Annotated in this window: 15 protein-coding genes; 14 read left to right on the top strand and 1 reads right to left on the bottom strand. The window is 74.7% G+C overall.

Features of this window, described 5'->3' with window-relative positions; all coding sequences use genetic code 11:
- The first annotated feature begins 98 nt into the window (after positions 1-98).
- From uraD to ACH47X_RS21005, 9 genes are read left to right on the top strand one after another with little or no spacing between them, the layout of a single operon-like run.
- Positions 99-614, top strand: coding sequence for a 2-oxo-4-hydroxy-4-carboxy-5-ureidoimidazoline decarboxylase (uraD, locus tag ACH47X_RS20965; RefSeq protein ID WP_397406606.1), 516 nt, complete (start codon positions 99-101; stop codon positions 612-614).
- Complete coding sequence (locus ACH47X_RS20970) at positions 611-904, top strand: hydroxyisourate hydrolase (protein ID WP_397406608.1); 294 nt, start codon at positions 611-613, stop codon at positions 902-904. The genes uraD and ACH47X_RS20970 overlap by 4 nt, the downstream gene beginning before the upstream one ends.
- Positions 905-1,831: a factor-independent urate hydroxylase gene (pucL, locus tag ACH47X_RS20975; RefSeq protein WP_397406609.1), complete on the top strand. Its 927-nt coding sequence runs from the start codon at positions 905-907 to the stop codon at positions 1,829-1,831.
- A complete protein-coding gene (gene allB, locus ACH47X_RS20980) occupies positions 1,828-3,372 on the top strand; it encodes an allantoinase AllB (RefSeq protein WP_397406611.1) in 1,545 nt (514 codons plus the stop codon). Before pucL ends, allB begins: the two co-directional genes overlap by 4 nt.
- Positions 3,369-4,592, top strand: coding sequence for a pyridoxal-phosphate-dependent aminotransferase family protein (locus ACH47X_RS20985; protein WP_397406613.1), 1,224 nt, complete (start codon positions 3,369-3,371; stop codon positions 4,590-4,592). Before allB ends, ACH47X_RS20985 begins: the two co-directional genes overlap by 4 nt.
- The gene (locus tag ACH47X_RS20990) at positions 4,589-5,848 is read left to right on the top strand and encodes an allantoate amidohydrolase (RefSeq protein WP_397406615.1); all 1,260 of its coding nucleotides are present in this window, start codon (positions 4,589-4,591) and stop codon (positions 5,846-5,848) included. The genes ACH47X_RS20985 and ACH47X_RS20990 overlap by 4 nt, the downstream gene beginning before the upstream one ends.
- Positions 5,845-6,681 (top strand): MurR/RpiR family transcriptional regulator, encoded by an 837-nt coding sequence (locus tag ACH47X_RS20995; RefSeq protein ID WP_397406617.1) that lies wholly within the window; start codon positions 5,845-5,847, stop codon positions 6,679-6,681. The genes ACH47X_RS20990 and ACH47X_RS20995 overlap by 4 nt, the downstream gene beginning before the upstream one ends.
- Positions 6,682-6,691: 10 nt before the next feature.
- The gene (locus ACH47X_RS21000; RefSeq protein WP_397406618.1) at positions 6,692-7,510 is read left to right on the top strand and encodes an FAD binding domain-containing protein; all 819 of its coding nucleotides are present in this window, start codon (positions 6,692-6,694) and stop codon (positions 7,508-7,510) included.
- The gene (locus ACH47X_RS21005; RefSeq protein WP_397406620.1) at positions 7,507-10,221 is read left to right on the top strand and encodes a molybdopterin-dependent oxidoreductase; all 2,715 of its coding nucleotides are present in this window, start codon (positions 7,507-7,509) and stop codon (positions 10,219-10,221) included. The genes ACH47X_RS21000 and ACH47X_RS21005 overlap by 4 nt, the downstream gene beginning before the upstream one ends.
- On the opposite strand, the gene ACH47X_RS21010 is transcribed toward ACH47X_RS21005, so the two are convergent.
- Positions 10,184-11,155, bottom strand: coding sequence for a DUF2332 domain-containing protein (locus ACH47X_RS21010; protein WP_397406622.1), 972 nt, complete (start codon positions 11,153-11,155; stop codon positions 10,184-10,186). The two genes, ACH47X_RS21005 and ACH47X_RS21010, sit on opposite strands and share 38 nt — an antisense overlap.
- Before the next feature lie 210 nt (positions 11,156-11,365).
- On the opposite strand from ACH47X_RS21010, the gene ACH47X_RS21015 reads away from it, so the two are divergent.
- The 5 genes from ACH47X_RS21015 (at position 11,366) to ACH47X_RS21035 (ending at position 15,393) form a co-directional block, all read left to right on the top strand.
- The gene (locus ACH47X_RS21015) at positions 11,366-11,884 is read left to right on the top strand and encodes a nucleoside deaminase (protein ID WP_142038063.1); all 519 of its coding nucleotides are present in this window, start codon (positions 11,366-11,368) and stop codon (positions 11,882-11,884) included.
- Positions 11,885-11,971: 87 nt separating this feature from the next.
- Positions 11,972-12,556 carry a nucleotidyltransferase family protein gene (locus ACH47X_RS21020; protein WP_397406624.1) on the top strand — a complete coding sequence of 195 codons (585 nt, stop codon included), beginning with the start codon at positions 11,972-11,974 and terminating at the stop codon, positions 12,554-12,556.
- A gap of 115 nt (positions 12,557-12,671) precedes the next feature.
- Positions 12,672-13,937 (top strand): cytochrome ubiquinol oxidase subunit I, encoded by a 1,266-nt coding sequence (locus tag ACH47X_RS21025; RefSeq protein WP_397406626.1) that lies wholly within the window; start codon positions 12,672-12,674, stop codon positions 13,935-13,937.
- Positions 13,934-14,689: a cytochrome d ubiquinol oxidase subunit II gene (locus tag ACH47X_RS21030; RefSeq protein WP_397406628.1), complete on the top strand. Its 756-nt coding sequence runs from the start codon at positions 13,934-13,936 to the stop codon at positions 14,687-14,689. The genes ACH47X_RS21025 and ACH47X_RS21030 overlap by 4 nt, the downstream gene beginning before the upstream one ends.
- Positions 14,690-14,763: 74 nt before the next feature.
- Positions 14,764-15,393 (top strand): hypothetical protein, encoded by a 630-nt coding sequence (locus tag ACH47X_RS21035; RefSeq protein ID WP_036968317.1) that lies wholly within the window; start codon positions 14,764-14,766, stop codon positions 15,391-15,393.
- Positions 15,394-15,419: the final 26 nt, after the last annotated feature.

Genomic DNA, 15,419 nt, shown 5'->3' on the forward strand with positions numbered 1-15,419 from the left:
ACGTTCGGCGGCCCGCCCGCCTGGCGGCGCACCGAAGGTTTACAGGGCTGAAACTCGTGTGCCGTCCGCAAATCGCGTTGAAACCGTAGATTTGTGTCATGGACCTCGCGACGTTCAACGCCCTGTCCCCGGCCGACGCCGCGGCGACCGTCCGCCCCTGCGCCGACGTCGACTCGTGGGTCGACGCGGTGGTGTCCGGCCGCCCGTTCGCCTGCCGCGACAAGCTGCTGCTGCACGCCATGCGCGCCGCGGCCGACTGGACGGCCGCGGACATCGACGCCGCCCTGGCGGACCATCCGCGCATCGGTGAGCGCGCGGCGGGTGACAGCACCGCGGCCCGGCTGGCCCGCACCGAGCAGCCGACGGCGGCCGAGGCGACCGCTGCCCGGATCGCCGAGAGCAACGCCGCCTACGAGGCTCGGTTCGGCCGCATCTTCCTGGTCCGCGCGGCGGGCCGCACCGCGGAGCAGATCCTCGACAACCTCACCGAGCGCCTGGGCAACGACCCCGCGACCGAGGCGCTGGTGACCGCGGAGCAGCTGCGCCAGATCGCACTGCTGCGGCTCGAGACGATCGTCGAGGAGAACACCCCGGCACCGGCGGTGGCACCGTGAGCACCGCGTCGACCCACGTGCTCGACGCCGCCCGCGGCCTGCCCGCCGCCGGGCTCTCCGTCACCCTCGGCGACCGCCGGGAGACGACCGACGCCGACGGCCGCATCGCCTGGGGCGAGGTCACGCCAGGCCGGCACGTGCTGACGTTCGCCGTCAGCGACTGGTTCGGGGCGCAGGACCGCGAGACGTTCTTCGGGCAGGTCGTGCTCGACGTCGTGCTCGGACCCGACCACACGCACGTCGCGCTCCTGCTGAGCCCGTTCGCCTACACCACCTACCGGGGGAGCTGAATGTCGATCGTCCTGGGTCCCAACCAGTACGGAAAGGCCGAGGTCCGGCTGGTGCGTGTCGACCGCGGCACCCCGCGGCACCGCATCACCGACCTGAGCATCACCTCGCAGCTGCGCGGAGACTTCCGGGCCACGCACGAGTCCGGGGACAACACCGGCGTCATCGCCACCGATACGCAGAAGAACACGGTGTACGCGTTCGCGCGGAACGGCGTCGGATCGCCGGAGACCCTTCTGCTGCGGCTCGCGCGGCACTTCCTGGCGGAGCCGCAGGTCACGGGCGGGCGCTGGCGTGCGGAGCAGTACGGCTGGGAGCGGATCGGGGCCGACGCCGCCGGGGGCGCCCCGGGCGCCGTCGGCCATGACCACTCCTTCGTCCGCGGCGCCGCCGAGCGCCGCACCGCGCTGGTGCACGCCGACGACGCGGGCCTGACCGTGCTCGCCGGGCTGCGCGACGTGACGGTGCTCAAGTCGACCGGCTCGGAGTTCTCCGGGTTCCCGCGCGACCGGTACACGACCCTGCCCGAGACCGACGACCGGATCCTCGCGACCGATGTCACGGCCTGGTGGCGGTACGCGCCGTCGTTCGCCGACGCCGCGGGTCCGACCGACTACGACGAGCGGTTCGCCGCCGTCCGCGCTCTGCTGCTGACCACGTTCGCCGAGCTGCACTCCCTGGCCCTGCAGCAGACCGTCTTCGCGATGGGCCGCGCGGTGCTGGAGGCGTTCGGCGACATCGCCGAGATCCGGCTGTCGTGCCCCAACAACCACCACTTCCTGGTGGACCTGGAGCCGTTCGGCCTGGACAACCCGGGCGAGGTGTTCTTCGCGGCCGACCGGCCCTACGGCCTCATCGAGGCGGCGGTCCAGAGGTCCGGGGACGGCCCGGAGCATGCCGTGTGGTCCACGATCGGAGGATTCGTATGACGGACAGGCTGATCGGTTCCGAGCGGGTGCTGGTCGAGGGTGAGCTCCGCCCGGCGGTGGTGCGGACCGAGGGCGACCGGATCGCCCAGGTGTGGTGGGGCACGTCCGACCCCGACGCCGTCCTGCAGCCGGCCGACGACCTGTTCGGCGCCCCGCCGCCCCGGCCGACGGCGGTCTGGAAGCTGCACGACCGTGTGGTCCTGCCCGGGGGCGTCGACACCCACGTGCACGTCAACGAGCCGGGGCGCACCCACTGGGAGGGGTTCACCTCGGCGGCGCGCGCCGCGGCGTACGGTGGCGTGACCACCATCGTGGACATGCCGCTCAACTCGATCCCGCCGACCACGAGCGTGGAGGCGCTGCGGGTCAAGCAGGCTGCGGCACGGGCTGCGGCGGCCCAGCTCCCCGGCGACGCCGACTGGGAGTCCGGCCGGCTGCCGGTCGACGTCGCCTTCTGGGGCGGCGCCGTGCCCGGCAACGCCGACGACCTGGAGCCGCTCTGGGACGCGGGCGTGCTGGGGTTCAAGTGCTTCCTCGCCGACTCGGGCGTCCCGGAGTTCCCGCCGCTCGACGCGGACGAGCTGATCGTCGTGATGGACCGCCTGGTCCGGTTCGACGGCCTGCTCGCCGTGCACGCCGAGGACCCCGCCGTGCTCGCGAGGGCCCCGCACCCGCCGTCGCGCGCCTACGCCGATTTCCTGCTCTCCCGTCCCGACGGGGCCGAGACGGCGGCGGTGCGCACCCTGCTCGACGCCGTGCGCGAGACCGGCGCGCGCACGCACGTGCTGCACGTGTCCTCGGCAAAGGTGCTCGACCTGCTCGAGGAGGCCAAGGCGGAGGGTCTGCCCGTCACGGCGGAGACGTGCCACCACTACCTGGTGCTCGCCGCGGAGGACGTGCCCGACGGCAACGCCGCGTACAAGTGCTGCCCGCCGATCCGCGACCGGGGCAACCAGGACGCCCTGTGGGACGGGCTGCGCGAGGGCATCCTGGACTGCGTGGTCAGCGACCACTCGCCGTCGTCGGTGGCCGAGAAGGTGCTCGGCGGACCCGTCGGTGAGACCGACCTGCAGGCCGCCTGGGGCGGTATCTCGGGGCTCCAGACCGGGTTCGTCGCGTTGGCGGACGCCGCCCGCTGGCGCGGGGTGCCGCTGCCGGAGGTGTCCCGGTGGACGGCTCGGAACACGGCGACGCTCGTGGGCCTGGACCGGGGCGAGCGGCCCAAGGGTGTCATCGCCGAGGGCGCCGCGGCAGACCTCATCGTCTACGAGCCCGACACCGTTTCAGCGGTCGACGCCGCGCAGCTCGCGCACCGTAACCCGGTCAGCGCCTATCACGGCATGACGATCACGGGGGCGGTGACCCATACGGTGCTCGGCGGGCAGGTCGTCATGAACGAGTTCTCCGAGGGTGTGGCGCACGGCCAGCTCGACGGCGGCACCTGGCGCCCGGCGAACGACGTCGAGCACGTGCGCGGCGACGGACGGCTGATCGCCCGCCCCGGGAGTGCTGCCGCCGACGAGGCCAGGAGGCCCGCATGAGGCAGGTCCACCCGCCCGCCCGGCTGCTCATGGGCCCCGGCCCCGTGGACGCGGACCCACGTGTGCTGCGCGCCATGGCCGCGCCGCTCGTGGGCCAGTTCGACCCCTTCATGACCGACACCATGACGGAGGCCATGGTGCTGTGGCGCACGGTCTGGGACACCGCCAACGAGCAGACCCTGCTTGTGGACGGCACCTCCCGCGCCGGCATCGAGGCTGCGCTCGTGTCGCTGCTGGAGCCCGACGACCGCGTGCTCGTGCCGGTGTTCGGCCGGTTCGGGCACCTGCTCGCCGAGATCGGCGCGCGGGCCGGCGCCGAGGTGCACACCATCGAGACGGCGTGGGGCACGGTCTTCGACCCGGGCCAGATCGAGGACGCCGTCCGCCGCGTGCGGCCGCGCGTCGTCGCCGTCGTGCACGGGGACACCTCCACGACCATGGCCCAGCCGCTCGCGGAGCTCGGCCGGATCGCCCACGAGCACGACGCGCTCCTGTACGTCGACGCCACCGCGACCCTGGGCGGCAACCCGTTCCACACCGACGAGTGGGGCGTCGACGCCGCCACGGCCGGGCTGCAGAAGTGCCTCGGCGGCCCGTCGGGCAGCGCCCCCGTGACCCTCTCGCCCGCCGCGGTCGTCACGATCGAGCGGCGCCGGCACGTCGAGGCCGGGATCCGCACCGCGGACGACGCGGAACCCCACGGCAGCCCGATCCGCTCCAACTACCTCGACCTCGCGCAGATCATGGAGTACTGGGGACCCCGCCGCCTCAACCACCACACCGAGGCCACCTCCATGCTCTACGCCGCGCGCGAGTGCGCCCGCCTCCTGGTCGCCGAGGGGATGGCCACGGCCACCGGCCGGCACGCCCGGCACGGCGCCGCGATGCTGGCCGGCGTGCGCGGCCTCGGCCTGGAGGTCTTCGGCGACGTCGCCCACAAGATGCACAACGTCGTGGCCGTGCGCATCCCCGACGGCGTGGACGGCGACGCGGTGCGCGGCGCCCTCCTGGACGACTTCGGCATCGAGATCGGCACCTCGTTCGGCCCCCTGCACGGCGTGGTCTGGCGCATCGGCACCATGGGTTTCAACGCCCGCCGCGACGCCGTGCTCACCACCCTCGCGGCACTGGAGCACGAGCTGCGCCGGGCCGGGTTCGCCACGGAGCCCGGCGGCGGCGTCACCGCGGCGCTCGCGGTCTACGAGGAGGCGTCCCCGTGACCGCGATCGGCACCACCGCCTGGGTCATGGCCCGCTGCGACGACCTGACGCGGCACTCGGCGCGCCCGGACGCCCTGGAGCGGGTGTACCTCTCGCCCGAGCACGCGGCCGCGAACACGGCGGTGCGCGCCTGGATGCTCGACGCAGGCCTGGACACCGAGACCGACGCCGCCGGCAACATCTGGGGCCGCCGGTCCGCGGCCGGCGCGCCCCAGCGGCCCGGCACCCCGGGCGAGCCCGCGCTCGTGCTCGGTTCGCACCTCGACACCGTGCCCGACGCCGGGCGCTACGACGGCATGCTCGGTGTGGTGCTCGCGATCGCCGTCGCGCACCGGCTGCGCGGCCAGGCCCTGCCGTTCGCCCTGGAGGTCGTGGGGTTCTCCGACGAGGAGGGCACCCGGTTCGGCAAGGCGCTGCTGGGCAGCTGCGCGGCGTCGGGCCAGTGGGACGAGGCCTGGTGGGACCAGGCCGACGCCGACGGCGTGACCCTGCGCGAGGCGTTCGCACGCTTCGGCCTGCCCCCGGACCGGGTGGGCGACGCCGCCCGCCGCCCCGCCGACCTGGTGGGCTACCTGGAGGCGCACATCGAGCAGGGGCCGGTGCTCCAGGACCGTCAGCTGCCGCTCGCGTACGTCACCACCATCGCCGGGGCACGCCGCTTCGTGCTCACCGTCACCGGCGAGGCCCGGCACGCGGGCGGCACGCCGTTCGACCGCCGCCGTGACGCGCTGGTCGCCGCTGCGCACCTGGTCACCCGCATCGAGGAGCTGGCCCGGGCGGCCGGCTGCCTCGCCACCGTGGGCGACATCCACGTCGAGCCCGGCGCCGTCAACGTGATCCCCGGCCGGGCCGAGCTGACCCTCGACCTGCGTGGGCGCACCGACGCCGACCGCGACGGCCTGTGGGACCAGATCGCGGTGGCCGGCCGCGAGATCGCCGACGCGCGGGGCGTGACGATCGAGCACACCGAGACCCACCGGGCGCCGTCGACAACCTGCGCACCGCGGCTCAGCCGGGCCGTGGCGGCCGGGATCACCAAGGCGACCACGACGTCGTCCGACCCGGCCGGGCTGTGGAGCCCCGCGGGGCACGACGGCATGGCGATGGCCGCGGTGACCGATGTCGGCATGCTGTTCCTGCGCTGCCGCGACGGGATCAGCCACCACCCGGACGAGCACGTGGAGCCCGAGGACGTGGACCTCGCGCTGGACGCGTACACCGCGGCCGTGCTGGCGCTCGCGGAGGAGACCCGATGACGTCGCTCGCGGACCGCCCGCTCGAGGACCGCATCGCCACCGGCTACCGGGACCTGTCCCCGCAGGAACGCCGCGCCGCGGACGCGCTGCTGGACCACCTCGGCGACCTCGGCACCTACCGTGCCACGGAGCTCGCCGCCCTGGCGGGCGTCTCCAAGGCCACGATGAGCCGGCTGTTCCGCAAGCTCGGCTACGAGGACTTCGAGGGGCTGCGCGAGGACCTGCGCGCCCAGCGCGGGCGCGGCCTGCCCATCGCCGTGGACCCCTCACCCGGGCTGCGCGAACGGCTGGAGCAGGAGGTCCGGAACCTGGAGAAGGTCTACGCCGCGCTCGACGACGCGACGCTCGACCAGATCGCCGAGGCCCTGGCGACCGCGGGCGACGTGGTGGTCGTCGGCCGCCGGGGCTCGCTCGGCCCGGCCACGCAGCTGCGGCGCAACCTGGTCCAGGTGCGCGGGCGCGTGCACCTGGCGCCGGGCCCCGGCCAGTCGCTCGCCGACGACCTCGTGGGCCTCGGTCCCGACGACGTCGTCGTGGTGGTCTCGATCCGCCGGCACGCGTTCCGCGTGGGCGAGATGGTCGAGGCCCTGCTGGCCGACGGCGTCCGTGTGCTGCTGCTCGCCGACTCCAGCCTGCGCCACCTCGCCGGCTCCGTGACCTGGTGGATCGAGTGCCCGATCAGCACGCAGGGCGCGTTCGACTCGCTGGTGGCGCCGGTCAGCGTCGTGGCGATGCTGTCGGACCGCGTGCACGAGGTGCTCGACGGCTCGACCGCCCGCGTCGAGGCGATCGACGCCCGGTACGAGCTGCTGCGCGAGATCGACGAGAGGTGAGACGCGGACCGTGGACCTGGACATCGACACCGTGCGCGTGGCGCGGACCCGCGCCGACTGCGTGCTGCGGCCCGGCGAGGCGTTCCTGGGCGGGGGCACGTTCCTGTACTCGGAGCCGCTGCACGCCGGGGTGACCGGCCTGGTGGACCTCACCGGGCTCGGCTGGGAGCCGTGGTCCGTGGACGAGTCCGGGCTGCGGGTGGCCGGCACGTGCACCCTGGTGGAGCTGGTGGCGGGGCCGGGTGCGCTCGGTGCGCAGGGCCCGTATCGCGGGCTCGGGATCGTGCGGGACTGCGTCTCGGCCCTCTCGCTGTCGGCGAAGGTCGCCCGGACCGCGACCGTGGGCGGCAACCTCGCGCTGGGACTGCCCGCCGGGTCGATGATCGGGCTGTTCGCGGCGCTCGGCGCGCGGGCCGTCGTGTGGACGCCGGACGGTGGTTCGCGCGAGGTCGCCGTCGCCCGCCTGGTCACGGCCGCGGGCGTGGTCGCCCTGGAGCCGGGCGAGGTGCTCCGCGAGGTGCGCGTGCCGGCCGCCGTGCTCGGTCAGCGCACCGTGTTCCGGCGGGCGTCGCTCACCCCGACCGGCCGGACGGCGGCCATGGTGACGGGCCGCGCGGACGAGCGGGGTCCCCGGATCGTCGTGACGGCGTCGGTGTCGGCGCCACACGGCCTGGACGCCCGCGACCACGACATGCTGGACCGCTGGCTCGACCGGATCGGAAGCACCGTCGGCTGGTTCGAGGACACCCACGGCACCGCGGACTGGCGCGGCGCGATGACGCGGCGCCTGGCGCACGAGGCGCTCGACGAGCTGGGCGGTGCGGCATGAGGATCGACGGCGCCGACGTCACGGGCGCGCCCCGGCCGGGCCAGTGCCTGCGCACCTACCTGCGCGAGCAGGGCACCACCGCGGTGAAGAAGGGCTGCGACACGGGCGACTGCGGCGCGTGCACCGTGCTGCTCGACGGCGCCCCGGTGCAGTCGTGCCTGGTGCCCGCGCACCGCGCCGTCGACGCCGAGGTGGTCACGGCTGCCGGGCTCGGCCGGTTCGGCCCGGGCGGCGAACCGGGCGCCGACGGCGAGGCGCTGCACCCCGTGCAGCGCGCCTTCGTCGAGGCCGCCGGATTCCAGTGCGGCTTCTGCACGGCCGGCATGGTCTGCACGATCGCGGGGACGCCCGAGCACGGCCCGACCGCCGAGCTCCTCAAGGGCAACCTCTGCCGCTGCACCGGGTACCGGTCGATCCGGGACGCGATCGCGGGCCGGGCGAACATCGAGGTCGCGGAACCGGGCGCGGCGTTCGGGCGCGCGGTCGCCGCGCCGGCCGCGGCCCGGATCGTGCGCGGGCGCGAGCCGTACACCCTGGACGAGCCCGCGCCGCCCGGTCTCCTGCACGTCGCCGTGCTCGGCAGTCCGCACCCGCACGCGCGGATCACCCGCATCGACGCGACCGCGGCCCGGGACGCGCCCGGCGTGCACCTGGTGCTCACGCACCACGATGTCCCGGACACGCTCTACTCGACCGGACGGCACCAGAACCGGCTCGACGACCCCGACGACACCCGCATGCTCGACCCCGTGCTGCGGTTCGTCGGCCAGCGCGTCGCGGTCGCCGTCGCCGAGACCCCACGGCAGGCCCGTGCCGCCCTCGCCCTGGTTCGGGTCGACTACGAGGTGCTGCCCGCCGTCCTCGACCCCGAGGCCGCCCGCAGCCCCGGCGCACCCCTGCTGCACGCCGGCAAGACACCCGCCGGGCACCGCGTCGCGGAGGCGGGCCGCAACGTCGTCGCGCAGGTCCACGAGGAGTACGCCGCACCCGGGCACGACGGCGTCGACGCGGCCCTGGCGGCGTCTGCGGCGACCGTGACCGGGACCTGGACCACGGCCCGCGTGAACCACGTCGCGCTGGAGACGCACGGCGCCCGCGCCTGGCTGGAGCCGGGGGAGGAACTGCTGCACGTGCGCACCTCCACGCAGGTGCCGTTCCTCGTGCGCGACGAGCTCGCGCGGCTCCTCGACCTGCCGCGGGACCAGGTGCGCGTGGTCGCGGGCCGCGTGGGCGGCGGGTTCGGCGGCAAGCAGGAACTCCTCGTGGAGGACGTCGTCGCGCTCGCCGCCCTGCGCACCGGGCGGCCCGTGCAGTGGGAGCTCAGCCGCACCGAGCAGTTCACGACCGTGCCGTGCCGGCACCCGTTCCGCGTCACGGTGCGCGCCGGGGCGACCGCGGACGGCGAGCTCACGGCGCTCGCGATCGACGTCCTGGCCGACACCGGCGCCTACGGCAACCACGCGCCCGGCGTGCTGTTCCACGGCGTGCACGAGTCCATGGCCGTGTACCGGGCCCCCAACAAGCGGGTCGACGCCGAGTCGGTCTACACCAACAACGTGCCGTCCGGGGCGTTCCGCGGGTACGGGCTGGGGCAGGTGCAGTTCGCGATCGAGGGCGCGCTCGACGAGCTCGCCGCGCGGCTGGAGATCGACCCGGTCGAGATGCGCCGCCGCAACGTCGTCCGCCCGGGCGACCCGTTCATCGTCGGCCAACCGGTGGACGGCGACCTGGAGTACGGGTCCTACGGGCTGGACCAGTGCCTCGACCTCGTCGAGGACGCGCTGGCCTCGGGCCGGGGCGAGGCGGCCCCGGAGGGCTGGGCCGAGGGGCGCGGGGTGGCCCTCGCGATGATCGCGACCATCCCGCCGCGCGGGCACCACACGCACGCCCGGGTCACGGTCGCGCCCGACGGCGACTTCGTGGTCGACGTCGGCACCGCCGAGTTCGGCAACGGCACCACGACGGTGCACGCGCAGCTCGCCGCGACGGAGCTGGGCGTGCCCGTCGAGCGGGTGCGGGTGCGCCCGTCGGACACGGCGACGTCCGGCTACGACACGGGTGCCTTCGGCTCGGCGGGCTCGGTCGTCGCGGGCCTGGCGGTCCAGCGTGCGGCCGCGGTGCTCCGCGCCGAGATCGACGCGGTGGTCTCGACAGGCTCGACCGGAGGTGCGATCGCCGCTGGAGCACGTCCGGACCTGGCCGGGATGTCGGCCGAGGCCACGCACGACGGGTCGCCGCGGTCCGTCGCGTTCAACGTCCACGGGTTCCGCGTCGCCGTGCAGCGAGAGACCGGGGCCGTGCGGATCCTCCAGTCGGTGCAGGCCGTCGACGCCGGCGTCGTGATCAACCCCGAGCAGCTCCGCGGGCAGGTCGAGGGCGGGGTGGCGCAGGCGGTCGGCTCGGCCCTGACCGAGCAGCTCGTGGTGCGCGACGGCGTGGTCGTCACCGACAGGCTGCGGCACTACCGCGTGCCGCAGGCCGCCGACGTCCCCGACACCGAGGTGCTGTTCGCCGACACCGTGGACCGGCTCGGGCCCCGCGGCGCCAAGTCCATGAGCGAGGCCCCCTACAACCCGGTCGCCCCCGCGCTGGCCAACGCGATCGCCGACGCGACCGGCGTCCGCCCGCGTGACCTGCCGATGCGCCCCGACCGGCTGTGGGCGCTGCTGCGCGCTACAGCGGCCGCACCGACCGGCCGTGCGGGTCGGTGAGCGCCACCGGTTCGCCGTCCCGGGCCAGGATGAACTGTGGATCGGCGCCCGCGGGCAGCTTCGCGGCGACGTCGGGCAGCACGGTCCAGCCCTCGTTGCTGAGCCAGACGACGCCGCGCGTGCGCCGCAGGCGGTCCATCGTGGCGGCGAACTCCGCCCGCTCCGGCAGCGGGAGGTAGCAGAGCACCGCGGAGTTCTGCACCACGACAGTGGCCTCGGCCGGTGCGGCGGCGACCAGGTCGGCGACCCCCGCGAGCAGGTCGCCGGCCACCAGGTGTGGCGAGTCGGCCGCGACCAGCCGGGCCGCCGCGCGCAGCGTCCCGACGCGGTCCGTGTGCTCAGGCCAGACGAGCGCCTCCAGCCAGGCGAGGTCGGCCGGGTCGCGCACGTCGAGCGGGTTCAGGTCGATGCCCGCGCGCCACACGACGTCGGGCAGCCGGGTGGGCACCGGACCCTCGATGGTGCAGGGGAGCAGCACGTCGCTCGGGCCGGTGGCCGGGTCGAGCCGCGTGACGGTCCCGTCCGGCGTCGTGTAGGCGTAGGAGTACCGGTCCGGGTAGAGGCAGAGCCCGGCCGACGCGCCCACCTCGACCAGCGCGACCGGGCCGTCGACCGCCGCCAGCGTCGGCAGGAGGGTGGCGCAGCGGCGCGGTTCGTTGGTCTGCGTCGCCCGGGTGCGCATCTCGTGCTCGACGCCGGGCCAGGCGGCCACCAGCCAGGACCGCACCGCGGCCCAGGCGCCCGCCGGCGCCCCCGCCAGCCGGGCCGCCGCGAACAGCAGGTTGGGCTGCCGCTTGGGCTCGGGCAGCGTGTCGAGCAGCGCGCACACCTCCGGGTCGGCGGCGACCCCGGACGCCCAGTCCTCGTACGTCGGCGACCCGCCGTTCCGAGCCTGGCTCAGGGCGAAGTGCGCGTAGACGGCGGCGGTCTCCATCCGGCTCACGCTAGCGGCCCGGGTCCGCGGCCTGTGGCGACATCGGTCCATTGCGTCGAGACCGGTCCGTCAACCGACCGGCCTCGACGCAAGCGACCGATCTCGAAACCCGGGGCCCGAGGGAACCAGTGCAACCCGGGTGAAACGGACGTTTCGATCAGGTCACCTCCTGGGAACGCCGTTGAAACGCAGCAGTGCGAGCATCGAGGAGTGAGCAGCGCACCCGACACCTCCGGCACACCACCCCGGGCCTCCGTCGGCCCCGAGGACGCCGCGTGGCTCGCCCGTGCCGTCGAGGTCGCGTCCCGGAACGTGGCCGACGGCGGTGGTCCCTTCGGGGCCGTCGTCGTGCGCGACGGTGCCGAGATCGCGGCCGCCGGCAACCGGGTGACCCGGGACCTCGACCCCACCGCGCACGCCGAGGTGGTGGCGATCCGGGCGGCCTGTCAGGAGCTCGGCACCTTCTCGCTGGCCGGGACCACGCTGTACGCCTCGTGCGAGCCGTGCCCGCTGTGCCTCTCCGCGGCCCTCTGGGCCCGGGTCGACCGCGTGGTGTTCGCCGCGGACCGGCACGACGCCGAGCGTGCCGGCTTCGACGACCGTGAGTTCTACGAGCTGCTCGACCGCGACCGGTCGACGTGGCCCAACCCCGTCGTCGAGCACCGGATCGAGCGGGCCGGGGAGCCCTTCGAGGCCTGGCGCGAGCACACCACGCGCGTCCCGTACTGAGGCGCGGCGGGGGATCCCCGGAACCGACCCTGTCCGGTACTTTTACGGCGATGCACCCGGCCGACGCCGGGCAGGACGGAGAAGGTCATGGACGCCAGGAACAGCACGACGACGGTCGGCATCGTGCTCGCGGCCGGCGCGGGCAGCCGGTTCGGCATGCCCAAGGCGCTGGCCCGCAGCGACGGCGGCACGCCCTGGCTCGAGCTCGCCTGCCAGGCGCTGGTCGACGGCGGGTGCGCGGACGTCGTCGTGGTGCTGGGCGCGCGGGCCGACGCGGCCGAGCGCCTGGCGCTGTCCGACGCGACGTCCGTGGTCGCAGACCAGTGGGAGACCGGGCTCGCGGCGTCGCTGCGCACCGGCCTCGCCTCTGCGCAGGAGACCGGTGCGGATGCCGCCGTCGTCTCCCTGGTGGACCTGCCCGGCCTGCGGCCCGACGCCGTCCGCCGCGTGCTGGAGCCGTTCGGCGAGCCGGACACCGCCCGCAGCGCCCTCGCCCGCGCCACCTACGACGGCCGCCCCGGGCACCCCGTGCTGCTGGGCCGCGCCCACTGGGAGCCGCTCGCCGGTTCGGTCCGCGGGGACGCCGGCGCCGGGCTGTACCTGCGCACGCACGGCGCCGTCGGCATCGACTGCACCGACCTCGGCGGCGGGGACGACGTCGATCGCCGGTGATTCACCCCGGGGGTAGGGGCAGCCCCACCACCCGATCCGGGTGATCCCTGAGGTTTCCCCCGGTCATGCCCGAATCCTCTCGCCGCGACCGGTTCGGCTACGTAGTCTCGGAAACGTGGAGGCCACGGAACTCGCCCGCCTGCAGTTCGCGCTGCTGGCCGCTGTGCACTTCCTCTTCGTGCTGCTCACGCTCGGGCTCGGCCCCGTGGTGGCGATCTTCAACACGCGCTGGGCCCGGGCCTCGGGTCCGCGCGCCGTCGTGCTCGGCAACGCGACCCGGTTCTGGGGCCAGATCTACCTGGTGAACTACGCGCTCGGCATCGCGGCCGGGATCGTGCTGGAGCTGCAGTTCGGGCTCCACTTCCCGGGCCTGCTCGACGTCGCCGGCGAGGTCTTCGGGGCCCCGCTCGCCGTGGAGACGCTCGGGGCGTTCTTCCTGGAGTCCACGCTGCTGGGCCTGTGGGTGTTCGGCTGGCACCTGTTCCCGCGCGGGCTGCACGCCGCCATCTTCTGGGCCGTGGTGCTCACCGGCTACGCCTCCGCCTTCGCCGTGATGGTCGCCAACGGGTTCCTGCGCAACCCCGTGGGGTACGTGCTGGAGGGCCCGCCCGGTGCCCAGGTCGCCGGCATCACCGACTTCGGCGCACTGGTCACCAACCCGGCCGCGCTCGTGTCCGGCCTGCACGTCGTGGGTGCCTGCCTGCTGGCCGGCGGGTTCGTGCTCGTGGGCGTCTCCGCGTGGCACCTGCGGCGCGTGGGCGGTGGCGAGCGTCTGCCGGTGAGCCCCGACGAGGACCTCTGGCGCCGCTCCATGCGCGCCGGGATCTGGACCGGCCTGGTGGGCGTGCTGTTCGTGCAGGCGTTCGGGTACGCCCAGTTCGGCTATGTCGGCGACACCGGCTCGTTCGACCGGAATCCCGCCGTCGGCGTGCTGCTGGAGGTCATGATGCGGACCGCGGACCTGGTGTTCCTGGGGGCCCTGGTGCTCCCGCTGCTGCTCATCGGAGGCGCCCTGTTCCGGATGCGCGGCCGACGCCCGCTCTACGCGGTGCTCACGGCCCTGCTGCCGCTGCCGTTCCTCGTCGGGATCGCGGGCTGGCTGGTGCGGGAGCTGGGGCGGCAGCCGTGGGTGGTCCAGGGCGTGCTGCGGGTCGACCAGGTCACCTCCGACCAGCCCGCCCGTGCCGTGCTGGCCTCGCTGGTGCTGCTCGTGGGCCTCATGGTGACGCTGGCCGTCCTCGACTGGTGGGTCCTGACCCGGCTGGCGCGCGCCGGGACCGACCGCCTGGTGCTCGGGGCCGCGCCGGCCGACGTCCTGCGGGACGACGGCGCGGACGCCGCCGTGCTGCTCCGCTTCGGGCCGCCGCAGGAGAGCCGATGAGCGCGTCGGCATGGGCGGTGCTGCTCACCGTCCTGGTCACGGGGTGGGTGGTGCTCGACGGCGCCGTCCAGGGCGCGGGCGCCACCCTGCTGCAGGAGCACGGCCAGGACGGCAAGGAACGTCGGCGGGAGCCGGCCGAGCGCCGGCTGGTGCTCGGCGCGGTCGGCCCGCTGCTGCTGCCCGGGGAGGTGTGGCTGATCGCCGCGCTCGGCGTGCTGATCGGCGTGTTCCCGCACGCCGAGGCAGACCTGCTCAGCGCTGGATATCCCGTGGCGATCACGCTGGTGGGCTCCTGGGCGCTGCGGGACGCCGGGATCTGGCTCCGCAGCCGCCGTCCGGGGAACGTGTGGCGCGACGTGTGGGACGTCGTGCTCGTGGTCGCGAGCATCACGCTCGCCGGGAGCTGGGGCGCGCTGCTCGGCGTCGCCTGGGGGAGCGGCGTCGCCGCGTTGGCCCTCGGCATCGCGGCGGTCGTGGTCACACGCCTGCACGGCGACGCCGTCGTCGCCTGGCGGCTGCGCCGCAGCGGGCCGCTGCCGGTCCTCGTCACGTCGGTGATGGTCGCCGCACCCGTGGTCGGGACGGCGATCGCGGCGTGGCCGCGGCTCGTCCACGGCGCGGTCTCCGAGCCCACCATGGCGGCGCTCGGCGTCGTGGCCCTGGTGGTGCTGCCCGTGGTCCTCGCGCTCCAGGTCGCGGCCTGGTGGATCGTCTCCCGGCCCCTGGACGGCCGGGACACGCTGTTCTTCTGACCCCCGGAACTTAGATCTCGAAACGGACGTATCGCCCCGGCGCACGACGAGATGCCGGTAAAGTCCTACCTACCATGACCATGAAGAACCGCATCGTCTGCGCGCTGCTCGGCGCCCTGGCGTTCGCCACCGCGACCCTGCTCCTGCCGTGGCTCCCGGATGCTCTCGTGGGGCTGCTGGGGACCGGCGGGCTGCTGCTGTTCCTGGCCGCCCTGGTGCTGCCCACCAACACCCGGCAGCCGCCCGTGCACAGCCTCGCGATCCTCGACAAGGGGTACCTGACGCCCGCCGAGATCCACCAGATCCTCGGGATCTGGCTGCCGTCGGGCAGCTCGGCCCTCGACGCCCGCGACGCGCAGTGGACGGTGGCCCGGCACGTCGCCAAGTGGCGCGCCGACCACGTGGTCAACGTGATGGACTTCCACGGCGTGGTCGCCGAGCGCCGGGTCGACATGCTCTCGGTGGTGCAGTGGGTCGGCATCCAGCTCCTGCCGGCGTTCCTGGGCCTGATCTTCCTGATCCCCACGCTGGCGCTGAGCGGGTTCGACAAGATCAGCATCAACTTCCTGCAGACCCTCCTGCTCTTCGTGGTCTGGGGCGGCGTCGCGCTGCTGGCACGCTGGATCCTGGAGAAGCACGTGATCCACCGGTTCGTGTGGGAGCCGGAGCTGACGGCGGACGGGACCCGGTTCGTCGAGCGGTGACGCAGAGAGCGGTGACGCGGAGCGCA

The organism is Promicromonospora kroppenstedtii (assembly GCF_044389675.1).
Classification (GTDB): domain Bacteria; phylum Actinomycetota; class Actinomycetes; order Actinomycetales; family Cellulomonadaceae; genus Promicromonospora; species Promicromonospora kroppenstedtii.